This window comes from Tahibacter harae (genome assembly GCF_024437735.1).
Taxonomy (GTDB): Bacteria; Pseudomonadota; Gammaproteobacteria; order Xanthomonadales; family Rhodanobacteraceae; genus Tahibacter; species Tahibacter harae.
Genome location: NZ_JANFQO010000013.1, coordinates 133536 through 156761 on the forward strand (window position 1 = coordinate 133536; position 23226 = coordinate 156761).

Sequence of the window (23226 nt, forward strand, 5' to 3'; positions counted from 1 at the left end):
CCGCGCCAGAAAAACGCACTATGTCCTGTCCAGGTAAAGGAGTGTAACCGTGGACTTTTCCAGATTTTTCGTGGACCGGCCGATCTTCGCCGCCGTCCTTTCCATCATCATCTTCGTCGCCGGCCTCATCGCCATACCGATACTGCCGATCAGCGAATACCCGGACGTGGTGCCGCCCTCGGTGCAGGTGCGCGCGGTGTATCCGGGTGCCAATCCCAAGACCATCGCCGAGACGGTGGCCGCGCCGCTGGAGGAAGCCATCACCGGCGTGGAGAACATGATCTACATGAAGTCGGTGGCCGGCTCCGACGGCGTGATGACGCTGACCGTCACGTTCAAGATCGGCACCGACATCGATCTGGCCCAGGTGCAGGTGCAGAACCGCGTCAGCCAGGCCACCCCGCGCCTGCCCGAGGACGTGCGCCGGCTCGGCGTGACCACGCTCAAGCAGTCGCCCAACCTGACCATGGTCGTGCACCTGCTCTCGCCCAAGGGCAATTACGACGTCACCTACCTGCGCAACTACGCAGTGCTGCACATCAAGGACGAACTCGCGCGCATCCAGGGCGTGGGCCAGGCGCTGATCTTCGGCGCCGGCGACTACTCCATGCGCGTATGGCTGCAGCCTGACCGCGTCGCGGCGCTGGGCCTGACCGCCGGCGATGTGGTGCGTTCCATCCAGGAACAGAACCTGCAGGTTTCCGCCGGTTCCATCGGCGCGCCGCCGCAGAAGATGGCCTCGGACGTGCAGCTGTCGATCAACGCCCAGGGCCGCCTGGTCACCGAGGAAGAATTCGGCAACATCGTCATCAAGAGCGACGACGCCGGCAACATCGCGCGCCTCAAGGATGTCGCGCGCATCGAGCTGGGCGCGTCCGAATACGCGCTGCGCTCGCTGCTGTCCAACCAGCAGGCCGTGGCGATACCGATTTTCCAGGCGCCGGGCTCCAACGCCATCGCCATGTCCGACGCGGTGCGCGCGCGCATGGGCGAGCTGGCCAAGCAGTTCCCCGACGGCGTGGCCTGGGACGTGGTCTACGATCCCACCGTATTCGTGCGCGACTCGATCAAGGCGGTGATCACCACTTTGTTCGAGGCCATTGCCCTGGTCGTGATCGTGGTCATCCTGTTCCTGCAGACCTGGCGCGCTTCCATCATTCCGCTGCTGGCCGTGCCGGTGTCTGTGGTCGGCACCTTCGCCGTGCTGTGGATGCTGGGCTTCTCGGTCAACGTGCTGACCCTGTTCGGCCTGGTGCTGGCCATCGGCATCGTGGTCGACGATGCCATCGTCGTGGTCGAGAACGTGGAGCGCAATATCGAGGAAGGCCATGCGCCGCTGGAAGCCGCGCACCGCGCCATGAGCGAAGTGAGCGGCCCCATCATCGCCATCGCCCTGGTGCTGTGCGCGGTATTCGTGCCCATTGCCTTCATCGACGGCGTGACCGGCCAGTTCTACCGCCAGTTCGCGGTGACCATCGCCATCTCCACGGTGATCTCGGCGATCAACTCGCTGACCCTGTCACCGGCCCTGGCCGCTGCCCTGCTCAAGCCCCACGGCGCGCCCAAGGACTTCCTCACCCGCGTGATCGACAAGGCCTTCGGCTGGGTGTTCCGGCCGTTCAACCGCTTCTTCCGCCGCGCCAGCGACAGCTATGCCAACGGCGGCCGGCCGGCCCTCAAGCGCGCGCCGCTGATGCTGATTGTCTATGCGCTGCTGATAGGCCTGACCGTGGTCGGCTTCCGCGCCGTGCCCGGCGGCTTCATCCCGACCCAGGACAAGCTGTATCTCTTCGCCGGCGTGAAACTGCCCGAAGGCGCGTCGCTGGATCGCACCGAGGCGGTAATACGGCGCATGAGCGCCATCGCGCTGGAAAATCCCGGCGTGGCCAATGCGGTCGCCTTCCCCGGCCTCAACGGCCTGCAGTTCACCAACACGCCGAACATGGGCACGGTGTTCCTGCCGCTGAAGCCGTTCGATCAGCGCAATGGCCTCACCGCCGAGCAGATCGTGCAGCAGCTCAACGGCCGTTTCTTCACCGAGATCAACGAAGGCCTGGTGTTCGCACTGATGCCGCCGCCGGTGCTGGGCCTGGGCAATGCCGCCGGCTACGAGATGTACGTGCAGGATCGTTCCGGCCAGGGCTTCGGCGAACTCACGCGCCAGATCGAGGCGCTGAGCCACGCCCTGATGCAGACGCCGGGGTTCGAGCGGCCGATCAGCTCGTTCCAATCCAACGTGCCCCAGCTCACCGCCGACGTGGACCGCACCAAGGCCAAGGAGCAGGGTGTCGCGCTGACCGACCTGTTCGAGACACTGCAGGTCTACATGGGTTCGCGCTATGTCAACGACTTCAACCGCTTCGGCCGCACCTACCAGGTGATCGCCCAGGCCGACGCGAACTTCCGCGACGAGGTCAGCGACCTGGCCAACCTCAAGACGCGCAACGCCGCCGGCGACATGGTGCCCATCGGCAGTGTGGTGAAGATCGGCCAGACCTACGGCCCGGATCCGGTGATCCGCTACAACGGCTATCCGGCGGCCGACCTGCAGGGCGGCGTCAATCCGGCGCTGATGTCCTCGGCCGAATCGGTACAGGCCGCCGCGGCGCTGGCGCAGCAACTGTTGCCCAACGGCATGAGCTTCGAATGGACCGGCCTGACCTACCAGCAGGTCACCCAGGGCAAGGCCGCGCTGCTGGTATTCCCGCTGTGCGTGCTGCTGGTATTCCTGGTGCTGGCTGCGCTGTACGAGAGCTGGTCGCTGCCGCTGTCGGTCATCCTGATCGTGCCCATGTGCATGCTCTCGGCCATCGCTGGCGTCTGGTTCACCGGCGGCGACAACAACATCTTCACCCAGATCGGCCTGGTGGTGCTGATGGGCCTGGCCTGCAAGAACGCCATCCTGATCGTGGAATTCGCCCGCGAACTGGAACACAAGCAGGGCATGGCCATCGTCGACGCCGCGCTGGAAGCCTGCCGCCTGCGCCTGCGCCCGATCCTCATGACCAGCCTCGCCTTCATCATGGGCGTGCTGCCGCTGGTCTTCGCCCACGGCGCCGGCGCGGAAATCCGCCACGCCATGGGCGTGACCGTGTTCGCCGGCATGCTCGGTGTGACCCTGTTCGGCCTGTTCCTGACGCCGGTGTTCTATGTGCTGATCCGCAAGCTGGCCACGCGCGGCAAACCCGCGCTGCCGGTGGCCGCGGCGCCGGCCCACGCGCACTGATCCACCCCGCTGTTGACCGCCTCGCCGCGCTCCTCGCTCCGGAGCGCGGCGCCTGCCGGGCGGTCGAACCGGCCGATGCGTTGTCGGCCGGTTTTTTTTTTTCTCATACAGTCCCGGTTTTCATCGCGGACAGGCCGCAGGCATTTCGGCAGAAGCAGGCTGCGGTGAATTCACGGCGGCATTTTCAACAGACGCTTCATTTCAGCACGCTGGCGCGGCGTCAGCTTTTCATTGAGCCGCAGATAGTCCTGTGCCGTCCCGCCCGTGCTGTCCCGCGCCGCGGGATCGGCGCCGTGATCCAGCAGCAGCCGGGCCAGGGCCGGCGTCGCGTGCCAGGCCGCGTACATCAACGGCGTGCGGCTGCCGGCCTTGAGCTGGTTGCAGCCGATGTGCGGATCGGGGTACGTGGCCAGATTGGCGTCGGCGCCGCCGGAGAGCAGGGCGCGCGCGCTGTCCGGCTGGTTTTCCGCGATTGCGTACATCAGGGCCGTCTTGCCGAAATTGTTCTGCCGGTTCGGCTCGGCGCCGGCCTTGAGCAGTGCGGCTATCGCCTGCGGGCGGGCGGCGGCGAGCATCAGCGGGGTTTCGGGGGGCGAGAGGAACTTGTAGGGCGCCGGGTTCAGTTCCGCGCCGGCGCCAATCAGGCGTTCGACGGCTGGTTGTGGATAGTCGTTGACCAGGGCCAGCGCCAGCAGATAGCCCCGCACGGCCGCCGGCGCGGTGTTGATGAATTCGCCGTTCGGGCAGCTCTTTTGTGGCAGCGCGTCGTTGGCGAGATAGGCGTCCAGGTCCTTCCTGTCGTAGCAGTAGCTGGTATAGCTGAGCGTCGACGAAGCGCCTACCCGGCCGGTATAGACGTCGAGCAGGCGCTGTACGTGATAGCCGGCGGTCGCGGCCGCCTGCGCCGGTTTCAGGCCGTGCTGCTGCCGGTAGTAGCGGTCGAGGGCGGTGCGTGCGTGGACGGCGAGTTGCTCTATCCGCGCGGCCTGACGCTTTTCCCACAGGCCTTGCTGCGCCCAGTGCGCCAGTCCCGGCGTATAGCCCAGTTTGGCCGTCCGCGCGGCGCGGGCTTCATCGCGGGCCCGTATATCCGGCGCGGTTTCCACCACGGCGAGTATCGCGGCCACGCGCTGTTCGCGGGCGAAGCCGACGGTCATCGAACCTTTGCAGCCGGTGTTGTCGCCATCGGCGCTGTAGGCGCTGCGCAGCGCTGCGACCAGCGGCGCGGTTTCCGGCACGGTCCTGGTCACGTCGAGCGTGCGGCACAGCGGCTGCCACCCGTCGCGGGTGGAATAGAAATGCGCGCCGAACAGTCGCTCCGCCTCGCGCGGCTGGCGGCGGAAGTAGTCGCAGGAGAGTTCGGACAGGTGTTCGTCGGGGCGGTGCTGCGCCAGTTCGTTCAGATCCTCCGGCGTCATCGCATCGAACAGGCGCAGGGCCGAGGCGATGGTCGCCGCGTCGTGGATGGCCTCGGGCGCCAGGGCCGGCGCCTGCGGCAGCAGCTGCGCGATGCGGCTGCGATAGTGGTAATACAGGCACTGCGCGCTGCTGCGGCAGGCGGTGCCCGAAATCGCGGCGTTGCGGGCACAGGGCGTCGCAGGCCCGCAGTCATCGCGCTCCGCCAGCCAGGCGCGCTGGTCCGCGATCAGCTGTTTGCGTCGGGTTGCGGGCAGCGTGCGATGCAGCTCCGCGTAGATCCGGGCCAGGCGGCGGTCCAGGCCGGCCAGTTCGGCATCGGTGCAAACCAGCTGCTCGGCGCGTGTCCTTGCCTTGGCACAGTCGAAGCTCGGTGTCGCGGGCTCGGGCACCGCGCCGGTGGCGAAAGAGAACATCAGGCCGGCAAGCCAGGGCATGGTAGCGTTCCTGCGAGGCGCTGTGGTGGATGGCTGGGCGAAGGGCTGCAGCGAAGCACGCCTGCCTGTCTGCCGGCGGGCAGGCTGATGGCGAATTGAGGGCGGACGGGCACCCGGCCGCGGCGCCGGTGCGCCGCCTATTTTCGCCGCGCTGCGCGCCAGCTCAGTCCCAGCACCACCAGCACGAACACCACGATGCTGACGCCGGCGGCGAGATAGGGCACGGACAGCAGGCCCGAGGGCGCGCGGGCGTAGCCATCGGCGTCGTAGTCGCCGGCACGGCTGGCAGCGAGCGCATCGCGTACCTGGGCTTCCAGCGCAACGAAATCGGTGCCGGCGGCCGGGCCGGAGCGCGAGCACGGCGCGATCAGGCCTTTTTCATTGGTGAAGAACCAATACTCCTGCGGCACCGACACATTCAGGCCGCAGGCGCGCGGCAGCGGCGAGACCATCTTGTAGAACGGGGGCTTTCCGCCCTTGAGCGGAATGGTCTCGCCGACGTAGATCTCGGTGGCGAAACCGTCGGCGGTGCGCACGATTTCGGCGCCGACGACCACGCCGCGGAACACGTGCGCCGCCGCGGCGATGTCGGCGTCCACGGTTTGCGCGGGCGGCTCGCAGCGGCAGGTACCGGCAAGTGCGCCGGTGCTGCCCGATGCCGCCGCAGCGATCAGCCAGAACGAAGTCAGAACACGCCGAATCGAAGCCATATCCGTGATTTCCTGCTTGACTGCGCCGGCCCTGCCGCAAGGTGTGGAAACTGCGGCCGCAGCGCTGCAGGAATAGTAAATCCTTGTGCCGCGCAAGGCGACAGAGCGCTCGCGCAGGCGCAATCTTTGTATAAACAATTACATTTTCAACGGTGCCGGGCCCGGTCGTGCGCAGGGCGGCGGGTTTGCGGCGCCATCCTCCCTGCCGGGCCTTGACTTCCGCGTCCGCGCCGCCTCCGGCCGCCGCCGCTTGCCTCGCCGCCGCCCATGCCCGACCATTGCCGGCCGCAACAAGCTGTCTGGAATTCCGTGTCCCGTACCGCGTCCGACGAGGGCCTGCAGGATTTCCTGCGTCCCGGCCTGCTCGTCAACGACATCCCCGCCCTGTTCGGCCTGCGCAAGGCGCGCGAGCTGCTGCGCGCCTTTTCCACGCTGTTCCACGGCGGCGAGGACGCGGTCATGGTGCGCCTGCTGATTCTGCGCACCATCGGCGAACGCGGCGCGGCGCCGGACTGGAGTCCGCAGGAGCTGCGCGAGCATTTCGCCTACATCGACGGCACCAAGCTGGACACGGTGCTGTTCCGCCTGCGCGACAACAGCCTGCTGACCTGGGACGGCGAGACCCAGCGCTACCGGGTCAGCCCGGTCGGCCGCCAGGCGCTGTCGGCGCTGAGCCTGCTGCTGCAATTCCAGGGCGAAGGCGACGAGCTGGCCTATGTGACCTCGCAGATCGCCGCCGGCGAAGCCACCGGCCGCGTCGGCAGCGAAGATCTTCAGCACCTGCTGTCGCGCCTGAACGAGCTGCGCGACGACTTCGACCGGGCCGTGCTCAGCGGCTCGGAACACCGCATACGCGCGGCTGCGGCAACCTTGAAATCGGTGTGGCGCTGGGTGGAAAAAGGCACGGCCGTGGTGCGGATGATCGCCCAGGATACGGAGCTGGATCCCGCCACCCACCGCGTCGCCCAGCAGATCGGCCGCGCCCAGAGTGCGATGCTGCGCCAGGCCTCGGTATTCCAGCGCGCGCTGAACCAGCTCGACCGCCATCGCGTGCATTTGGGCGGCAGCGGGCTGTCGTCTTCGGACGTGAATCAGTGGCTGCGTTCGCTCGATGCGGAGCGCCTGGCCGCGCTGGCCGCCGATGTGCTCGCGCAGCGCCTGGCGCCGGCCTTCGTGCTCGGCGACATCGCCCTGGACGTGGCCGACTACGAGCTGCTGGAACGCGAGCGCGAGAGCAGCGTCGTCGAAACCCTGCCCGACGCCTGCGGCGCACCCGAACAGGAGACCGCGCCGATCGCCAGCAACGATTACGCCCTGGCGCAGGAATGGCAGGCGCAGCTGGCCGCGCTGCCGGCGGCGGCCACGCTGGCCAGCCTGGTGCCCGGCGACGATTTCGCCGCCTCGGCCTATCGCCTCTCGCTGCTGGGACTGCTGGGCGATCCCGGTGCCGATGCGCGCGAAGGCCCGCTGGCCGAGCTGGCGCGGCTGCCGCTGCGGCTGCGCCTCAGCGGCGAGCTGCAGGCGGTGGCCGGCGGTGAAGTCGGCTGGATCAGCGCCGGCAGCCTGGCGCCGCTGGACGACGAACCCGAACCGCAGGAAACCGCGGCCAAGGCGCCTGTGCGCCGCCGCGGCAAGGAAAAGAACGCATGAACGATCCCGTCGCCGCACTGATCGCGCGCCTGCTGGCGGAACGCTGGCTGCCGCGCGAGGACGAACTCGCGCGCCAGGCCCTCACCGACGCCGGCTTCCGCGAGGAACTGGACCGGCGCCTGGCCGCCGCCGGGCTGCGTCTGCTCGATCATCCCTACGCCGCACATGTCGGCATCGCCGTGGCCAAGGCGCAGGAAGCCGCGGTGTTTGCCGGGCCCAAGGCCTGGTCGGCCAGCAACCTCGGTCTGGACCGCGATGCGGTGGCGCTGCTTGTGGTTTTGTGGAGTTTGCTGATTCTTCCCAAACGCCAGCGCCAGATCAGCCGCATCGAGGCCGACCGCGATCAGGAACAGGCGCAGATCTTCGCCGAGATGAAGCCCGTGCCGGTCGGCGAGGAAGTCGCCGAACCGCTGGCCGAGCGCACCCTGCTGGCCGATTTCGGCGACCGCCTCGGCGGCAAAATGCGCATCAACATGAACCTCGGCGCGCTGGCGCGGCACGGCTTCATCGTGCGGCGCAAGGAACGCATCTACGAAGGGCCGCTGCTGGATCTGGCCTTCGACTACGAACGCACGGCGCGGCGCGTGCTCGATGGCGCGCTCGCCTTCGTGGTGGAGCAGGCGCGCCAGTCCGCGCGCGAAGATGCGGTCGACGACGAGGCGGAGGCCGGCCATGTTTGAGTTCCGCGCGCTGGAAGTGGTGCATTGGGACTACTGGCAACGCTTCACCCTGCCGCTGGATTCCTCCATCGTCACCGTGGTCGGCCCCAACGGCTCGGGCAAGACCACCCTGCTCGACGCGCTGCGCACCTTGCTCGCGATCGAGGACCGCGAGACCGCGCGCGACTACAAGACCTATCTGCGCCACAACGGCAAATCCTTCGCCTGGCTGCGCGGCCTGGTCAGCAACCGGCCCGACCGCAACGGCCGCCGGCCGTTTTTCCCGCTGATGGATGCGGAAGTGACCCTGGCCTGCCGCATCCGCAAGAAAGGCGGCGACTGGTCGCGCGATTACCAGATCCTCGGCGGCGATGTCAGCGTGGAAGCGATCGAGGCCCAGGGCGGCGAATGGCTGGGCCTGCGCGATTACCGCGTGCGCCTGGAAGGCGCCGGCCTGACCCGCGCGATCCGCCGCGTGCTCACGCTGGAGCAGGGCGCCACCGACAAGCTGTGCCAGTACCCGCCGCGCGAGCTGCTGCAACTGGTGTGGGATGTGTTCGGTGAGAAACCCGTGCTGGAGGACTACCAGCGCGCCCGCGCCGAGCAGTTCGCCACGGAACAGGAACTCAAGACCCTGGGCCAGGACCTGGCCGCGCTGCATACGCGGCTGGAAGCGGCCAAGGCCGATGTGCGCTCGTTCGAGGAATACGGCGAAATCCTGCGCGAACAGCAGCGCCTGGAAGTGGAAATTGCACCAAAAGTTGCGCTGGCCGAGCGCCGTGCCGGGCTGGAAGGCGCGCGTCCGCGCCTGGCCGGCCTGCGCCGCAGCCTGCGCGACTGCCTGCGCCGCGAACAGGAGCTGGACCAGGCCGAGGCCGGCGCCGCGCAGCTGCTGCGCGACGATGCGGCACAGTTGCAGCAGGCCCAGTCGCGCGCGGTAGCCGCCGAAAGCGCGTTCCTCGCGGCGCGCGACGCGGCGCGCGATGCCGAGCATCTGACGCGCCGGCGCGAGCAGCTGGAGCAGCTGGCCGCCAGCCAGGGCGCCGGCGACGTGGCCGAGCTGCTGCGCGAAGTCGAACGCGACCGCCGCCGCCAGGCCGAACTCAAGCTCAAGGCCGAACAGGGCGAGGACCGCGGCGCCGAACTCGACGCGCAGATCGCCGCGCTGGCCAGCGGCCAGCGCTACGCGCCCGGTTTCGAGCGCGAATTCCGCAGTGCGCTGGAGCAGGCCGGCATCGCCCACCGCATGCTGGCCGATGTGGTCGAGGTCACCGATCCGGCCTGGGAGGCGGCGGTCGAAGCCGTGCTGCATCCGTACCGCCACCTGGTGCTGCTGGCTTCGCCGTCGGACGCGAAGCAGGCCTTCGCCCTGGGTGAGCAATTCCAGTACCGCCATTTCGTCGTCGCCCAGCGCAGCCCCGTGGACAAGGCCACGCCGGGCTCGCTGCTGGAAGTGCTGCGTTTCTCGGCCGATCCGCCGGCCTGGCTGCCGCGCCAGCTGGACAAGCTGCGCCGCGTCGCCGATGTCGCCGCCGGCGCGCGCCTGGGTGAAGGCCAGGACTGGATCACGCCCAAGGGCTATCTGCGCGAGCACCGCGGCGGCCGCCATATCGGCACCGACGAGCGCAATTTCGGCGCCGGCGCGCGCGCCGCACAGCTGCAGGCGCTGAAGGCCGAGCGCGCCGCACTGGGCCCGATGCTGGAGCAGCGCGCGCAGGAACTCGCTGCGCTGGCGCGCCGGCTGGATGCCAACCAGTCGCGCCTGCTCAAGCTCGATGCGGCGCAGGAACTGCTGACCCGCGCGGCGGAATTTGAAAGCGCAGCGGAGAACCTGCCCGCGCTGCAGCAGGCGGCGCAGGATGCCGCACTGGCACTGAGCGCGGCACGCGACGCGGTCGACGCCGCGCGCGAAGCGCAGAAGCGCGAGGAACTCGCCGCGCAGAAGCGCCAGGGCGAGCGCGCCGCCCTGCGCCGCGAACACGCGGAAAAGGAACAGCAACTGGCGCAGGAACGCCAGAGCCAGGTGCGCCGCATTCTGGAATACCGGCGCCAGCGCAGCCTGCTGCCGCCGGCCTGGCGCAGCAGCGCGGTGCTGGAGGCGGCGCGGGCGGAGTTCGAGACCGATCACGAAGTGCAGCGCGAACTGGAACGCCTGGCCCATCGCATCGAGCGCGGCGGCTATATCACCGACGATGCCTGCGTCGCCCTGCGCGACAAGATCGCCGCCGATCACGAACTGCTGGAGACCACGCTGAGCCGGCGCGACTCCCACCTCGCCCGCGCCCGCCGCATTACCGACGAGGCCCGCGGCGCCTACATCAACGTGCTGCGCGCCACGGTGCGGCAATACGCGCGCAATCTGCGCGCGCTGGGCGAGCTGTCAGGCATCAATGTGGAAGTCGACCAGCCCGAACTGGCCAACGACGACGTCGCCCTGGCCCAGGCCGGCCTGGCCGTGCGCTTCGATTTCGACCGCAAGGGCTGGATAGGCCTGGACGACGGCGAAGCCTCCGGCGGCCAGCAGGTGATGAAATCCCTGCTGCTGCTGGTTGCCCTGCTGCGCGACGAGACCCATCCGGGCGGCTTCGTCTTCATCGACGAACCGTTTGCCCATCTGGACGTTTTCAACATTGAGAAAGTGGGAAGCTTCCTGCGCGCGACCGAGGCCCAGTACATCCTGACCACGCCGATCACGCACAATCTCAATGTCTTCCATCCCACCGACCTGGTGCTGACCACGACCAAGCGCCGGCCCAACAGCACCTGGGCCGAGCCGGTGGCCGTGCTCAAGCGCGCGAAAGCCGAGCCGGCGGCACCGAAGAAAGCGCTGGGCGCATGAGCGGCAAGCCGTTCTCGCCCGCCTGCGAGCGCAACCGCGAGCCCATACTCGGCGTGCTGCGCGAAGCCTTCGCCAGCCGCCGCGCGGCGCTGGAGATCGGCAGCGGCACCGGCCAGCACGCGGTGCATTTCGCCGCGCATATGCCCTGGCTATGCTGGCAGAGTTCGGACCGCGCGGAAAACCTGCCCGGCATCCGCGCCTGGCTGGACGAAGCCGCGCTGCCGAACACGCCGCCGCCGCTGCAGCTGGACGTGGCCGCGGACGAATGGCCCGCCGGCCCGTTCGACGCGATCTTCAGCGCGAATACCTTGCACATCATGAGCTGGGCCGAGGTGGAACGGCTGTTCGCCGGCCTGGGCCGCTGTGCCGCGCCTGATGCGGTATTGGCGATCTATGGCCCGTTCAATGTGGACGGCCGTTTCACCAGCGAAAGCAACGCCGCCTTCGACGCTTCGTTGCGCGCGGCGGCGCCGCACCGCGGCATCCGTGATCGCGCGGCGGTTGCGGAACTGGCGGCGGCGCAGGGCTTCGCGCAGATGGCCGACCACGCGATGCCGGCGAACAACCGGTGTCTGGTGTGGGTGAGAGGCCGCGGTCAGGGAAGCGGCGATCGGACCCAGTCTCGCTGATCGCAGCGGAATGTCGAGGACGGCCTGGGGTCCAGGCATTGCCGGGCAGGTGCCGGCTGTTGCATCCGGTCCTGCTTGTTCCGGCGCCTGTCCTCGAACTGCGCGCTCGCACCTCTCCCAATCGCGCTCAGTAAGCGACAGTTTTCCGCTTGGATTCGGAGTCGCGGCGGCTGATCCCGGAAATCCCACAGCTGCGCCGAGTCCGCATTTGCAAATCCCGAATCCCGAATCCCGAATCCCGCCCCGTCACCGCAACGCCACACTCTGCCGCTTCCACGCGGGATCCTGCGAGCGGTAGAACACGCTCAGCGAAGCCGGATTGTCGGCCTGCTTCTCCACCGCCAGCGTGCCCAGGTCGATCACCTCGAAGGTACGCTTGAAGCGGCCTTCGACCCGCGCCTCGCGCGCGGCCAGCAACTGCGGTTTGCCGGGAACCCAGCCGGCGAATTCGATATAGCCCAGGTCCGGGCCGTCCAGGCCCGGCGGCAGTACGTCGATGCGCCAGCCATCGCTGCCTTGCTGGAACAGCCAAAGCTCGCGCCAGCCGTCCAGCGGCTGCACGGCCAGGGCCAGGGCGGTGCCGGCGGCGTTGGCGCTGGCCGAGGCGGTCCAGACCAGGCCGTAGGTGCAGCGCTGGGCCAGCGGTGCGCTGCTGTCGTGTTGCGCGTCGAGCAGCAGCACGCAGCTCTGTCCGGCCTGTTCGCCGGCGCGCGTGGCCACGCGCAGGCCCTGCGGTACGGGCGGGACGATTTCCGCGGCCCAGCGCGAGGCGCCTACGCGCACGGCGGCGTCGGTGTAGGCGCTGTTGTCTTCCTCGGCCAATTCCAGCTTGTTCACGCCGGCAAGCTCCTGCAGCGCCAGCGCCATGGCCGCGCGCGCGTCCTCGCCGCGGCGGGCGCGCTGGAAGGCGAAGCTGGCCTGTACGCCGGCACTGCGCAGGCGCAGACGGTTGCGCCAATGTTCCGGCAGCCGCTCGCGCGGCGCGCGCGCCAGCACTTCGACGCGCCAGGCATCCAGCGCGTAGCGGTCGGCAATGCCGAGGTCCGGCGGGATGCAATCAGGCCGGGTCAGCGCGAGCGCGGCGCGGGCGCGCTGCAGATCGTCCGCCGGCACTGCGAGCACGCGGCGCCAGGCTTCGCCGTCGTAGCACAGCTGCATGCGACCTTCGCGCTCGAAGCTTTTGATCGCCACGCCAAGGCTGGCCGCCACTTCCAGATGTGCGGCGATGACGGCATCGTCGGCCTTGGCATGGCGCGACGAGGCGCGCCGGGCCAGGCGGTCGGCGAAGCTGCCCAGCGCGGCGAAGGCCTCGCTGTCGATGGCGGCGGCCGGCGCGGCCTTGAGGTAGCTGGCGACATAGGCCATGCCCAGCGCCTCGGCGCCCGGCGTGTCGCGCAGGAAGCGCACCACGGCCAGCAGTTCCGGCGCAGCTTCGGCTTGCAGCGACACGCGCCGCAGCTGTGCGGCGCGCACATAGCCGCCGCGTTCGCGGCGATGGTCATACACCTGCAGATAGTCCTGGCGCTCGCCGCGCACTTCCAGCACATCGCCTTGCCACAGCACGGCCTGCTGTGGCGCTGAATCCCTGGGCGCGGCGCGCAGGGCGATCTGGTCCTGTACCACGATGGCGCTGGCGGCGGCTTCGGCCGCCGTCGCGGCGGCCGGTTCGGTCTGCGCCGTGGCGGCGCTGGCCGCGTTCTGCGCCGCGGCCGCGCCGGACAGCAGGCACAACACTGCAAGAAAACAGTTTTTCATGGTTGCCCCGCGCCTACTGTCCGGCATCGGCGGCAGCGCCGCCCTGCTGCGCCACCGTGGTTGCGCCCAGAAGCGTATTGCCGATGAAGCCGCCGCCGGCCGGCGGCGGTGCGATGATGACCGAGACCTTGTCCGACAGCTTATCGGCCAGGGTTTTCTGGATCAGCAGCGGATGGCGCGTGACCAGCTCGCCGTCGCGCGCCATCTGTTCGCTCTGCACCTTGCCCAGGCGCTCCAGGCGAAAGGCTTCGGCCTCGGCCAGCTTCTGGCGTGAATCGGCTTCGCCGGCGGCCTCGATGCGGCGTGCTTCGGCAGAGGCCTCGGCCAGCTTGATGCGCGAGGTCTTCTCGGCCTCCGCCTCCAGCTGGCGCTGCTCGATCTGTTTCTGCTTGAACGGCAGCACGTGCTTCATGGCTTCTTCCTGCGCCCTGGCCGCGATGATCTGCTCCGAGGCCGCGGCCTGGGCCGCCTTTTCGCGCGTGATCTTTTCCGCATCGGCGGCGAGTTCGGCTTCCTTGACCTGCTTTTCCTTCAGTTCCAGCGTGTACTTCATCTTCTCGGTTTCCAGTTCCACCGCCAGCAGCTTGTCCATGCCGGCGCGGTAGTCGGAAGGAAGATCGACATTGCCCATCAGCACCGAGCGCAGAAGGATGCCGTCGGCCGCCAGGCGCGGCCGCAGCTCGGCTTCCAGCGCTTCCTGCAGTTCCTGGCGCTTGCTGGAGAAGATTTCGCGCACGGTGTAGCGGGTGAACACCTTGTAGATCACGCCTTGCACGGCCGGCTCCAGGCGCTCGCCGTCGATGGCCTCGGGCAGGGTGCGCGAGATCGCGTCGACCTTGGCCGGATCCAGGGCGTAGCGGATGGCCAGCTCCACGCCCAGGGAGAGGCCTTCCACCGACTGGAACGGCGCCTCGCCGTCGGCCTTGGCGCTGCGTTCGGGCCGGTACAGGCGATCCTGCAGCGGATAGCGGCGCAGCTCGTGGATGCCGGGCAGCTTCAGCACCACGCCTTCGCCGGTGCTGCTGACCGCGCCGGTCCAGCGGTTGATGCGTATTCCCAGTTCGCCGTGGCCGACGCTCTCGGTGGGCGGATGCCTGTACAGCGCATAGCCGCCGGCCAGCACGGCGGCCAGCAGCAGGTTGCGACGGTTGAAGACGGCACGCCTGAACTGCGACAGCCGGGACGACTGGGGGGACACGAAACCTTCTCCTCGCGCGGAATGTTCTGGGAATCGCGCCGGGACCGGCGCTGGCGTGTATTGCGCGCGCGGCGGGAGCCGCGGCGGCGCTGGAGGACGGGCGGCGCGGTGGCGAGTTGTGGCGGAATTCGGGCGGCGCTGGCGTGGGCGTGCGCGCGGCTGAAAAAGTGGATCTACCCTTCAGCCGGCCGCTGCCAGCTCCCGGCACAGGAGGGCCGTCGCCTCATCCACCGGAAAGCAGCATTCGATATGCAGCTCCGCCAGCGTCACGTCGCGCGGCGTGCCGAAAGTGGTGATGGTGGAGAAGAAATGCAGCTCCTGTCCGCCGCGGCGCAGCCGCGTGGTCAGCAGCGGCAAAGGCGCGCTGGCCGGTTCGCGCCGGCGCCAGCGCGCGGGAACGCCGGGGTAGGCGAGCATTTCGTCCAGCAGGGCGCGGGCCTTGGCATCGGTCGGCGCAGCGGCGATTTCGCTGTGCAGGTGATGGATCAGGCTGCCGGCGACTTCTTCCCAGTTGGCCACGGCGCCGCGCAGGTCGTCCGGATCGAACACCATGCGCAGCAGGTTGGCATGCGCGCTGTCGCGGCCCAGCGCGAAGCGGTTGCAGCGCGCGGCGGCGGCATTGGCGGCGAGCACGTCCCAGTGGCGGTTGAGCAGGAAGGCCGGGTACGGCTCCTGCTGCGCCAGCATGGCCTCGATCGCGCGGCGCATCTGGGTCAGCGCCGGAGTGGCCAGGGCCGATTCGGGGTACTTCGGCGCATAGCCGGCGGCGACCAGCAGCGCATTGCGTTCGCGCAGGGGCAGCGCCAGCGTTTCGGCCAGACGTTCGACCAGCTCGCGGCTGGCCTGGGCCTTGCCGGTTTCCACGCAGCTCAGATGGCGCGCGGACACGTTCGCCTCCAGCGCCAGGTCGAGCTGGCTGAGCCGCCGCACCGCGCGCCATTCGCGCAGCAGGGCGCCCAGCGGCACGGTGTCCGCTGCTGGCATCGGGGAAAGCTTGCTGCGCGACACGGCAGTCCGGCGTAGGGGCGGTGGGCCGATGCTAAGCAGCGCGCTGCGCGAAAGCCATGACCTGCGAGGTCATGCGGAATTGACCTGGCGCGTCATTGAGACCGTGCCCCGCCGCGCGAATCATGCGGCCATCGCCACCGTCCCCGGAGCATGCATGAACCGCAGAACCTTCCTCCAGCTCGGCGCCAGCGCCGCCGTCACCGCTACGCTGGCCGCCTGCGTGCCGCGCGCCGGCCGTGCCGTTGCCGGCACGGAATTCGATGCCGCCGGCTTCACCGCGGCGCGGCGCTACCAGCAAACCCGTTTCGGCCGCATCGCCTACGCGGAACGCGGCAGCGGCCCGGCGGCGCTGTTCCTGCACGGCTTTCCGCTCAACAGCTTCCAGTGGCGCGGCGCGCTGCCGCGGCTGGCGCCGCTGCGCCGCTGCATCGCGCCGGATTTCCTCGGCCTGGGCTATACGGAAGTCGCCGCCGGCCAGAGCGTCGCTCCCGCGGCGCAGGCGGAAATGCTGGCCGAGCTGCTGGACCGCCTGGGCGTGGACAGCGTCGACCTGGTCGCCAACGACAGCGGCGGCGCGGTCGCCCAGCTGTTCCTGATCCGCTATCCGCAGCGCGTGCGCAGCCTGCTGCTGACCAACTGCGACGTGGAAACCGACAGTCCGCCGGCCGCCGTGATACCGGTGATCGAGGCCGCCCGCGCCGGCCGTTTCGCCGACGATACCTTCCGCCCGCAGTTGGCCGACAAGCCGTTCGCCCGCTCGGCCGGAGGCATAGGCGGGCTTTGTTATACCTATCCACAAAATCCGGGCGACGCGGCCATCGACTACTACTTCGCGCCGCTGGTCGCCACGCCGCAGCGCAGCGCGCTGACCAATGCCTATGCCGCCGCGCTGGATCCCAACCCGCTGGCCGGCGTCGCGGCGCCGCTGCGGCGCTGCCGCCAGCCGGCGCGCATCGTCTGGGGCGAGGGCGACACCATCTTCCAGCAGGCCAGTGCGGATTATCTGCACCAGCTGCTGCCGGGCTCGCGCGGCATACGCCGGATTCCCGCGGCCAAGCTGTTCTTCCCGGAGGAATTCCCCGATCTCATCGCGGAAGAGGCGCGCCGGCTGTGGGCGGCGGCCGGCTAGTGCGATCGGGCGGCCGCTGCACTGACATTTCCTTCTCGTATTCTGCGGCATAAGTCGGATTCGGGCGCCGCGCCCATTGCCGGCGCCGCCACAGGAGCAAGGCCATGCCGATCCGAATTCTCTGTGCCGCCGTCGCCGCATTGCTGTGCCTGGGCCAAGCCCAGGCACAGGACGCCGCCGCCCGGCCTTTCACCGCCACGCCGGTGACGGAGTTGAACGAACCCTGGGCGATGACGTTCCTGCCCGACGGACGTCTGCTGGTCACCTTGAAGAAAGGCCAGCTGAAAGTCCTCACCCAGGACGGCAAGAGCGGCGATGTCAGCGGCGTGCCCGCGGTCGACTACGGCGGCCAGGGCGGCCTCGGCGACGTGATCCTGCATCCGAAATTCGCCAGCAACGGCATCGTCTACTTGAGTTATGCCGAAGCCGGCGACAAGGACACCCGCGGCGCCGCGGTAGCGCGGGCCAGACTCACGCTGGATGACAAGGGCGGCGGTGCGCTGTCCGACCTCGCGGTGATCTGGCGCCAGCAGCCCAAGATGGAAGGCCGCGGCCATTATGGCCATCGCCTGCTGTTCGCGCCCGACGGGCATCTGTTCATCAGCTCGGGCGAACGCCAGCACTTCGACCCGGCCCAGGACATGCAGAGCAACCTGGGCAAGATCGTGCGCCTCAACGACGACGGCTCGGTGCCCAAGGACAACCCCTTCGCTGCCCAGGGCGGCGTGGCCGCGCAGGTGTGGAGCCTGGGCCACCGCAATCCGCTGGGCATCGCCTTCGATGCCAGAGGCCGGCTGTGGGACATGGAGATGGGCCCCAAAGGCGGCGACGAACTCAATCTGGTCGTGCGCGGGGACAATTACGGTTATCCCATCGTATCTAACGGCGATCACTACGACGGCAAGGACATCCCCGACCATTCCACCCGGCCCGAATTCCACGCCCCGGCGATCAGCTGGACGCCGGTGATCTCGCCGGGCGCCTTCATCATTTATTCCGGCGCGCTGTTTGCCGGCTGGAAAGGCGACGGCCTGATCGCCGGGCTTTCCAGCCAGGCCCTGGTGCGGGTGGAGTTCGACGGCGACAAGGCGCGCGAGGCCGCGCGCTACGACATGGGCAAGCGCATACGCGAAGTGGAACAGGGGCCGGACGGCGCGCTCTGGCTGCTTGAGGACGGTCCGGGTGGCCGCCTGCTCAAGCTCACCCCCAGGACTTGAGCGAGCGGGTTCAGCCCAGCAGCGCGGCCAGGTTCTGCCGCGTCGCGGCCATGCGCTGCTGCGCCACCAGGCTGCCCGTTTCCGCCAGCCCGGCGTTGCGCCGTTGCAGCCAGGCGGCGACCGTGCGCCGCGCCAGGCAGGCCGAGGCATCGACGCGCTGCAGCGGCGTATGCAGTTCGCCGCTCAGCGCGCACAGGTCGGGACAGGCGATCAGCACGGTGTCCACGCCGGCGGCATAGGCGCGCCGGGCCAGCTGGTCCCACAGCACGGCGCGGTCGCAGGCATCGCCGCGGCGGCGCGCATTGCGGCGCAGCTGGTCGGTCTCGTGCTGCCAGTCCACTGGCGCCAGGGCCAGGCCGCGGCGCTCGCAGGCGCGCCGGTAGCTGCCGGCGGCGACGCACTCCCGCGCCGCGACCAGCCCGATCACGCGCGCCGACGCGGGTATGGCCTGCACGGTTGCCTCGACCTGGTCCAGCAGCGGCGTGCGCAGGCTTTCGGCCAGCAGCGGATGGAAGATCTGCGCCGTGCCGCAGTCGACCGCGAGCAGGTCGGCACCGGCCCGCTCCAGTCCGAGCAGGCCTTCGCGCAGCGCGCTTTCCAGCTGCAGCGGATCGTTCGCCCGGTCGTCGTGGAACGGCAGCGGCAGCATATGCAGCAGCAGCGGCGGAAAATCTCCCGCGCGGCTGGCGCCGTACTGGCGCTGGCATTCCTGCAGGATCTGCTGCAGGAAGGCCGACGTGGCCAGCGGCGCCATGCCGCCGAGAATGCCCAGGGTCGGTACTGCGGTGTCGCGCATGGCGGTCGCTCGCGGGAAGGGGAGTGTCGGTACCGAGGACGGGACGGAGGCACAGTTGCTGTCAATCGGGGCGGCGCTGCGGTGTTGCAGATAGTGCGGCAACGGCCAGGCGGCATGGATCGCACCGGCCGGCCGCGGCGCCGGCCGGCACGGCAGCGCCGGATGCCGGCCAGACATCATTGAATACTCTTTGTAAATTTCAATAGAAGCTGGCGGCCGATTCGCACGCAGGACCGGCACACCGTTTCTCCTCACTCGGCGGCCCAGCGACGGGAGCCCGGCGCGCCCTGGCGATGCCGCTGGAAACGGCGCAAACCCGGATGCCATTGCAGCAGACGCCAGAACAGCGGTCCTGCGATCCTCGCCCGCGGCAATGGGAAGGCGATGCTGAGTTTCAGGCCGCTGTCCCAGCCCTGTATTTCCTCTTCCGGCGTCCGCGGAAACCACACGGTTGCGCCAGTCCCGTAGTCGCATTCGACCACCGCGTCGATGCGGACCAGGCCGCGCGCGCAGCCCTCCGCATATACCTGGCGCGCCAGCACCTCGTTGTCGGTTGCGACCGGCAGACGCAGCCAGGCGGGACGGCCGCAGCGCAGCCAGACGTCGTCGCGGAACACCCGGAAAATAGCGGCGGAATGGCCTTGCCGGCGCAGAAAGCCGCGCAGCGAATCGACGGCTGTATCGAATGGCGGTATGGTCAGGTTCATTGCGCGCCCAGTTCCTTCGGAGCCATACGATGAAGCACTTCGGCTACGGCTGCAGCATGGTGCTGGGTGGATGGCTGCTGGTTGCGCTCGCGATCGTGTTCTGGCTGCAGGATAGCTACGGCGCGCGCATCACCGATACGTTCGGTATCGCCGCCGCCGCCGGCCTGCTGGGCTGGGGCGGCCTGGGCCTGCTGTTCTCGGCCGGGGTTACGCTGCGCGAGCGTTTCGCCGCGCGGGCGGCGCTGAACGGCGCGATGCCGCGCGACGGTGCCGGCGCAGTCGTGATCGGCACGGTGCAGGGCCATGGTGCGCCGCTGCTGGCGCCGTTCAACGGCGAGGAATGTTTCGCCTACAGCTACCGTATCTCCCACGACAACGGCAAATCCGGCAAGCGGCGCACGGTCGTCCAGTTGTACGAGGGCTATGCACTGGCGCCCTGCGCGATCGCCACCGAAACCGGCTACTTCCGCCTGCTCACGGTGCCCTGGCTGGATCCGGCTACCACCTGCAGCAGCGGCACCAATCTGGCGGCGGCGCAGCGCTACGTCGCGGCGACCACGTTCCTGCCCCAGCACCAGCATCTGCCCGAACTCAAACGGCGCTGGGAAGACGCCGACGGCAGCTATCGCTCCGATATCGGCCGCCCGCTGCAGGAGGACATGTCCTGGCACCGCTGCACGTTGGTCCAGCAGGTGCTGCGGCCGAAGGTGACGGTCTGCGTGATCGGCTATTTCTCCAGCGAGCAGCGCGGCTTCGTGCCGTCGCCGCCCTGGGCCAAGGACGCCTACATCTACCAGTGCAGCGGCGCGGAACTGCTGCGCAAACTGGCCAGGTCGGTGCTATGGCGGTTGTTCTGGAGCCTGGCGCTGGGTGCCGCGGCCGCCGGGCTGGTGGCGGCCTTCGTCTCCGATCACCTCGCCCGGGTTTCCTAGCGGGAACGCGGGACGTGGCGGACCTGTCCCGCCCGGCCGCTGCTGCGCAGCTTCGCCGCGCTCCACATGCCCACCTCGCCGGGCCGGGACAGGACGACAACGACGGGGCCTGCCTGCACAGGGCGGCGACACTCCCACCGTCGCCGTTGTCTACAATCCGCCGCCTGGGCGGGGCCGCACAAATCTTTGGAGCAAGCGATGCTGGAACTGGTGGGCTTCGACGGCGACGACACCTTGTGGCACAGCCAGGGCTACTACGATGCGGCGCAGGCGGAGTTCGAGCGCATCGTCGGGCGCTATGTCGATCTCGGCGATGCGCGCCTGCATGAGCGCCTGCTCGCGGTCGAGTCGCGCAACGTGCACGTCTTCGGCTACGGCGCCAAGGGCATGGCCCTGTCCATGATCGAGGCGGCGTTCGAGATCACCGGCGGCCAGGTCAGTGCCGGCGACCTGCATCGGCTGGTCGGCATAGGCAAGGACGTGCTGGCGCATCCGGTGGAGTTGCTGCCGGGCGTGCGCGAAGCCGTGGAGCAGGTGGCCGCGCGCCATCGCATCGTGCTCATCACCAAGGGCGATCTGCTGCACCAGCAGGACAAGGTGCAACGCTCAGCCCTGGGCGACCTGTTCCACCGCATCGAGATCGTGACGGAAAAACATCCCGCTGCCTATGCGCGCGTACTGCGCGAATGCGGCGTGACCGCACCGGCGTTCGCGATGGTCGGCAACTCGCTGCGCTCGGACATCGCTCCGGTGATAGCCCTGGGCGGCTGGGGCGTCTACATGCCCTATCACTCCACCTGGTCGCTGGAGCTGGAGACCGATTTCCAGGCCGGTTCGCCGCAGGTGATCGAAGTCGGCGGCGCCGATGGCATCCTGGCCGCGGTGGAGCAGCTGGCGCAGCGCGCGGCTGCGGCGGCCAGGGCGGGCAATCGCTGACGGACTGCGGCAGGGCAAAGCCCGGCGCTGCCGTATTCGCGCCGGCTGGGCGAGGTTCTGCGCCAGCCTTGGTTCGCACCCATTGAAACCGCCCAAAACGAAGGCGGGATGCTTGGCTTGCGCCGCGCATCCCGCCTCGTACAGCAGTCCGTCAATTGCCGGACGGTTTACGGCAGCTCGAAGCCGTTAGCGAAGATCTCGTCGCTGGGGCCGGCAACGATTTCGATGTCGTCCAGGTGGATGTTGGTGGAGCCGGAGGCCGCGGCGTTGTTCGACTCGAAGCGCAGCGTGTGGCTATTGCCGTCCGCGTAGGCCGAAATATCCACCGATGCCATCGTGTACTCGGTGTTGTACGCGGCAGCCGTTGCCGGCGTGAGGGCGAAGACCGTGTTGCCGTCGATCTTGACGTTGAAGGTGGCGGCCGGATCGGGCGGCGCATCGACGCTGGAGGACCACCAGATATAGAAGTTCAGCGTCTTGGGACCCGTGGCAATCACGCCGGACTGCTCCAGGCTACCCGCTTCGGCAGCTGTACCGGCGCCGCCGAACCAGGCCCAGTAATCGCCGGTGCGGGGGCCGACGCCGCCGCAGGAAGAATCGCACAGCGGCGTGCCGAAGTTGGTGGAGGTCTGCGCCCAGTACGTGGAGACAAAGCCCGCTTCGAAACTGCCATCCTGCACCAGTCCGGGGCCGCCGCCGCCGGTGCCGATGGTCACGGCCAGCGTCTGCTGCGGCGCCGCGCTGTAGGTGGCGTTGCCGGCCTGGTTGGCGAGCACGGTGCAGGTTCCGGCGGTCAGGATGGTGACCGTCGCGCCATTCGTGCCGCCGGCCGTGCACACGGATGCGCTGGCGGCGTCGATGGTGAACACCACCGGGTTGCCCGAAGCGCCGCCCGTGGCGGAGACGGTGAAGGTGCCGTCGGTCACGACCGGATTGGCCGGATTGGCGACGAAATTCGTGATGCTCTGGCTGAGCAGGGCGGTGGTCGAATAAAGCTGGATTACCGTCGCTTCATTCGTCTGGCCGAACGTCCTGGAGTCGGAGGACAGGAAATTGAAATCAGTGCGATTGCTGGCGTTGCGATACCCGTAGGTGTCGGGCAGGGCGTTCGCGCCCACGGCGATGGGATTGGCGCCGTAGCGCAGCAGCGAGGTGAGGTTGTTGTTGGCCGCCAGGCCCGAGCCCGTGTCGCCCTGGTAGCTGACGGCGAAGCCGTGGCCGGTGAGCCCGGTAAGGGGAATCGGCGAGGCCAGCGCCACATCGATGGGGGAGAAGGTGTTGGGGTTCAGCGTGATGGGGCCGGCAATGTCGGCCTCGATCGTCGTTCCCGCTGCGGCGGAAAACACGGGAGTGGCGGTTTCCGACCAGGTATCCCACAACTGTATGCGCACGCGCAGGCTGTTGTAGGTCTGCGCCGCCGTGCCGGTATAGGCCAGGTAAGCGGTGATCTTGGTGATCGACGGGTTGCTGCCGGCGGCGCTGCCCAGGTCGACAGGCATACCCATGAAGGTTCTGGGAGTGCCGGACGTCGTGGTGTAGCTCTCGGCATCGGTGAAGGAGTCGAACACCAGAACTTCATTGCCGCGCACGATGCGCGACTGTTCGGCGCCGACGACATGGGCGGTCAGGCCCTTCTGCATCCAAAAAACTTGCTGCGGGGTTTCGTTCTGCGCGGCCCCCGCGGCGGGAGCGCCCAGCAGCAACAGTAACGGCAACAGATATTTCATGGTTTCTTTCCCCATTGGTTTTCGGCTGGAGGAATGGAGACACGCTTTCCCGGACTTCTGCGACTCACTTCTTATTGCACGGAAAGCAAAGCCTCCCGTACGCCGGCGGTTGCTGTCAATCTCGCTTTTGCGGCGAACCACTTTCCGGCGCACTCAGCCGAAGCCGACGGGCACGTTGCACTGCGGCGATGCGGCGACGGCGGGCGGCGAGCCGAAGCGCCGGAACGGAGGAATTGCGGTCCGGCCGTGCGGATA

General features: G+C 68.8%; 17 protein-coding genes. 9 read left to right on the forward strand and 8 right to left on the reverse strand.

What is annotated here, in order from left to right; all coding sequences use genetic code 11:
- Positions 1-49: 49 nt before the first annotated feature.
- Complete coding sequence (locus NM961_RS14820; protein WP_255915181.1) at positions 50-3226, forward strand: efflux RND transporter permease subunit; 3177 nt, start codon at positions 50-52, stop codon at positions 3224-3226.
- Between the two features lie 170 nt (positions 3227-3396).
- Here the strand turns inward: NM961_RS14820 and NM961_RS14825 are convergent, their stop codons facing one another.
- Both NM961_RS14825 and NM961_RS14830 read right to left on the reverse strand, forming a co-directional pair.
- Positions 3397-5079, reverse strand: a complete 1683-nt coding sequence (locus tag NM961_RS14825; RefSeq protein WP_255915182.1) for an ankyrin repeat domain-containing protein — start codon at positions 5077-5079, stop codon at positions 3397-3399.
- Positions 5080-5216: 137 nt separating this feature from the next.
- Entirely contained in the window at positions 5217-5789 is a 573-nt protein-coding gene (locus NM961_RS14830) for a hypothetical protein (RefSeq protein WP_255915183.1), read from the reverse strand.
- 309 nt (positions 5790-6098) lie between these two features.
- Here NM961_RS14830 and NM961_RS14835 point away from each other — a divergent pair, with 309 nt between their 5' ends.
- The 4 genes from NM961_RS14835 to NM961_RS14850 are packed head-to-tail and all read left to right on the forward strand — an operon-like array spanning position 6099 to position 11566.
- Complete coding sequence (locus NM961_RS14835; RefSeq protein WP_255915184.1) at positions 6099-7439, forward strand: hypothetical protein; 1341 nt, start codon at positions 6099-6101, stop codon at positions 7437-7439.
- The gene (locus NM961_RS14840) at positions 7436-8119 is read left to right on the forward strand and encodes a hypothetical protein (protein WP_255915185.1); all 684 of its coding nucleotides are present in this window, start codon (positions 7436-7438) and stop codon (positions 8117-8119) included. The genes NM961_RS14835 and NM961_RS14840 overlap by 4 nt, the downstream gene beginning before the upstream one ends.
- Positions 8112-10937 carry an AAA family ATPase gene (locus NM961_RS14845; protein WP_255915186.1) on the forward strand — a complete coding sequence of 942 codons (2826 nt, stop codon included), beginning with the start codon at positions 8112-8114 and terminating at the stop codon, positions 10935-10937. Before NM961_RS14840 ends, NM961_RS14845 begins: the two co-directional genes overlap by 8 nt.
- Entirely contained in the window at positions 10934-11566 is a 633-nt protein-coding gene (locus NM961_RS14850; protein WP_255915187.1) for a DUF938 domain-containing protein, read from the forward strand. The genes NM961_RS14845 and NM961_RS14850 overlap by 4 nt, the downstream gene beginning before the upstream one ends.
- A 246-nt stretch (positions 11567-11812) precedes the next feature.
- Here NM961_RS14850 and NM961_RS14855 read toward each other — a convergent pair whose 3' ends face one another.
- The 3 genes from NM961_RS14855 to NM961_RS14865 form a co-directional block, all read right to left on the reverse strand.
- Entirely contained in the window at positions 11813-13321 is a 1509-nt protein-coding gene (locus NM961_RS14855; RefSeq protein ID WP_255915188.1) for an SH3 domain-containing protein, read from the reverse strand.
- Between the two features lie 13 nt (positions 13322-13334).
- Entirely contained in the window at positions 13335-14519 is a 1185-nt protein-coding gene (locus NM961_RS14860) for an SPFH domain-containing protein (protein ID WP_255915189.1), read from the reverse strand.
- Positions 14520-14699: 180 nt separating this feature from the next.
- The gene (locus NM961_RS14865) at positions 14700-15503 is read right to left on the reverse strand and encodes a helix-turn-helix domain-containing protein (protein WP_255915190.1); all 804 of its coding nucleotides are present in this window, start codon (positions 15501-15503) and stop codon (positions 14700-14702) included.
- Positions 15504-15681: 178 nt separating this feature from the next.
- Here NM961_RS14865 and NM961_RS14870 point away from each other — a divergent pair, with 178 nt between their 5' ends.
- Both NM961_RS14870 and NM961_RS14875 read left to right on the forward strand, forming a co-directional pair.
- Entirely contained in the window at positions 15682-16656 is a 975-nt protein-coding gene (locus tag NM961_RS14870; protein ID WP_255915191.1) for an alpha/beta fold hydrolase, read from the forward strand.
- A gap of 104 nt (positions 16657-16760) precedes the next feature.
- Positions 16761-17873: a PQQ-dependent sugar dehydrogenase gene (locus tag NM961_RS14875; RefSeq protein ID WP_255915192.1), complete on the forward strand. Its 1113-nt coding sequence runs from the start codon at positions 16761-16763 to the stop codon at positions 17871-17873.
- Between the two features lie 10 nt (positions 17874-17883).
- Here NM961_RS14875 and NM961_RS14880 read toward each other — a convergent pair whose 3' ends face one another.
- Together NM961_RS14880 and NM961_RS14885 are read right to left on the reverse strand one after the other, a co-directional pair.
- Entirely contained in the window at positions 17884-18669 is a 786-nt protein-coding gene (locus NM961_RS14880) for an aspartate/glutamate racemase family protein (RefSeq protein ID WP_255915193.1), read from the reverse strand.
- Between the two features lie 251 nt (positions 18670-18920).
- Positions 18921-19376, reverse strand: coding sequence for a hypothetical protein (locus NM961_RS14885; protein WP_255915194.1), 456 nt, complete (start codon positions 19374-19376; stop codon positions 18921-18923).
- 29 nt (positions 19377-19405) lie between these two features.
- Between NM961_RS14885 and NM961_RS14890 the strand changes: the two genes are divergently transcribed.
- Together NM961_RS14890 and NM961_RS14895 are read left to right on the forward strand one after the other, a co-directional pair.
- Positions 19406-20308 carry a hypothetical protein gene (locus NM961_RS14890; RefSeq protein ID WP_255915195.1) on the forward strand — a complete coding sequence of 301 codons (903 nt, stop codon included), beginning with the start codon at positions 19406-19408 and terminating at the stop codon, positions 20306-20308.
- A 198-nt stretch (positions 20309-20506) separates the two neighbouring features.
- Positions 20507-21244: an HAD family hydrolase gene (locus NM961_RS14895; RefSeq protein ID WP_255915196.1), complete on the forward strand. Its 738-nt coding sequence runs from the start codon at positions 20507-20509 to the stop codon at positions 21242-21244.
- 167 nt (positions 21245-21411) lie between these two features.
- Here NM961_RS14895 and NM961_RS14900 read toward each other — a convergent pair whose 3' ends face one another.
- A complete protein-coding gene (locus tag NM961_RS14900; RefSeq protein WP_255915197.1) occupies positions 21412-22971 on the reverse strand; it encodes a hypothetical protein in 1560 nt (519 codons plus the stop codon).
- Positions 22972-23226 lie beyond the last annotated feature (255 nt).

What these genes read in the sequence shown, in the direction of transcription:
- NM961_RS14830 (WP_255915183.1), bottom strand. Translation starts at nt 5,789, where the DNA reads ATGGCTTCGATTCGGCGTGTTCTGACTTCGTTCTGGCTGATCGCTGCG.
- NM961_RS14825 (WP_255915182.1), bottom strand. Translation starts at nt 5,079, where the DNA reads ATGCCCTGGCTTGCCGGCCTGATGTTCTCTTTCGCCACCGGCGCGGTG.
- NM961_RS14855 (WP_255915188.1), bottom strand. Translation starts at nt 13,321, where the DNA reads ATGAAAAACTGTTTTCTTGCAGTGTTGTGCCTGCTGTCCGGCGCGGCC.
- NM961_RS14890 (WP_255915195.1), top strand. Translation starts at nt 19,406, where the DNA reads ATGAAGCACTTCGGCTACGGCTGCAGCATGGTGCTGGGTGGATGGCTG.
- NM961_RS14875 (WP_255915192.1), top strand. Translation starts at nt 16,761, where the DNA reads ATGCCGATCCGAATTCTCTGTGCCGCCGTCGCCGCATTGCTGTGCCTG.
- NM961_RS14885 (WP_255915194.1), bottom strand. Translation starts at nt 19,376, where the DNA reads ATGAACCTGACCATACCGCCATTCGATACAGCCGTCGATTCGCTGCGC.
- NM961_RS14880 (WP_255915193.1), bottom strand. Translation starts at nt 18,669, where the DNA reads ATGCGCGACACCGCAGTACCGACCCTGGGCATTCTCGGCGGCATGGCG.
- NM961_RS14870 (WP_255915191.1), top strand. Translation starts at nt 15,682, where the DNA reads ATGAACCGCAGAACCTTCCTCCAGCTCGGCGCCAGCGCCGCCGTCACC.
- NM961_RS14845 (WP_255915186.1), top strand. Translation starts at nt 8,112, where the DNA reads ATGTTTGAGTTCCGCGCGCTGGAAGTGGTGCATTGGGACTACTGGCAA.
- NM961_RS14850 (WP_255915187.1), top strand. Translation starts at nt 10,934, where the DNA reads ATGAGCGGCAAGCCGTTCTCGCCCGCCTGCGAGCGCAACCGCGAGCCC.
- NM961_RS14895 (WP_255915196.1), top strand. Translation starts at nt 20,507, where the DNA reads ATGCTGGAACTGGTGGGCTTCGACGGCGACGACACCTTGTGGCACAGC.
- NM961_RS14865 (WP_255915190.1), bottom strand. Translation starts at nt 15,503, where the DNA reads ATGCCAGCAGCGGACACCGTGCCGCTGGGCGCCCTGCTGCGCGAATGG.
- NM961_RS14840 (WP_255915185.1), top strand. Translation starts at nt 7,436, where the DNA reads ATGAACGATCCCGTCGCCGCACTGATCGCGCGCCTGCTGGCGGAACGC.
- NM961_RS14900 (WP_255915197.1), bottom strand. Translation starts at nt 22,971, where the DNA reads ATGAAATATCTGTTGCCGTTACTGTTGCTGCTGGGCGCTCCCGCCGCG.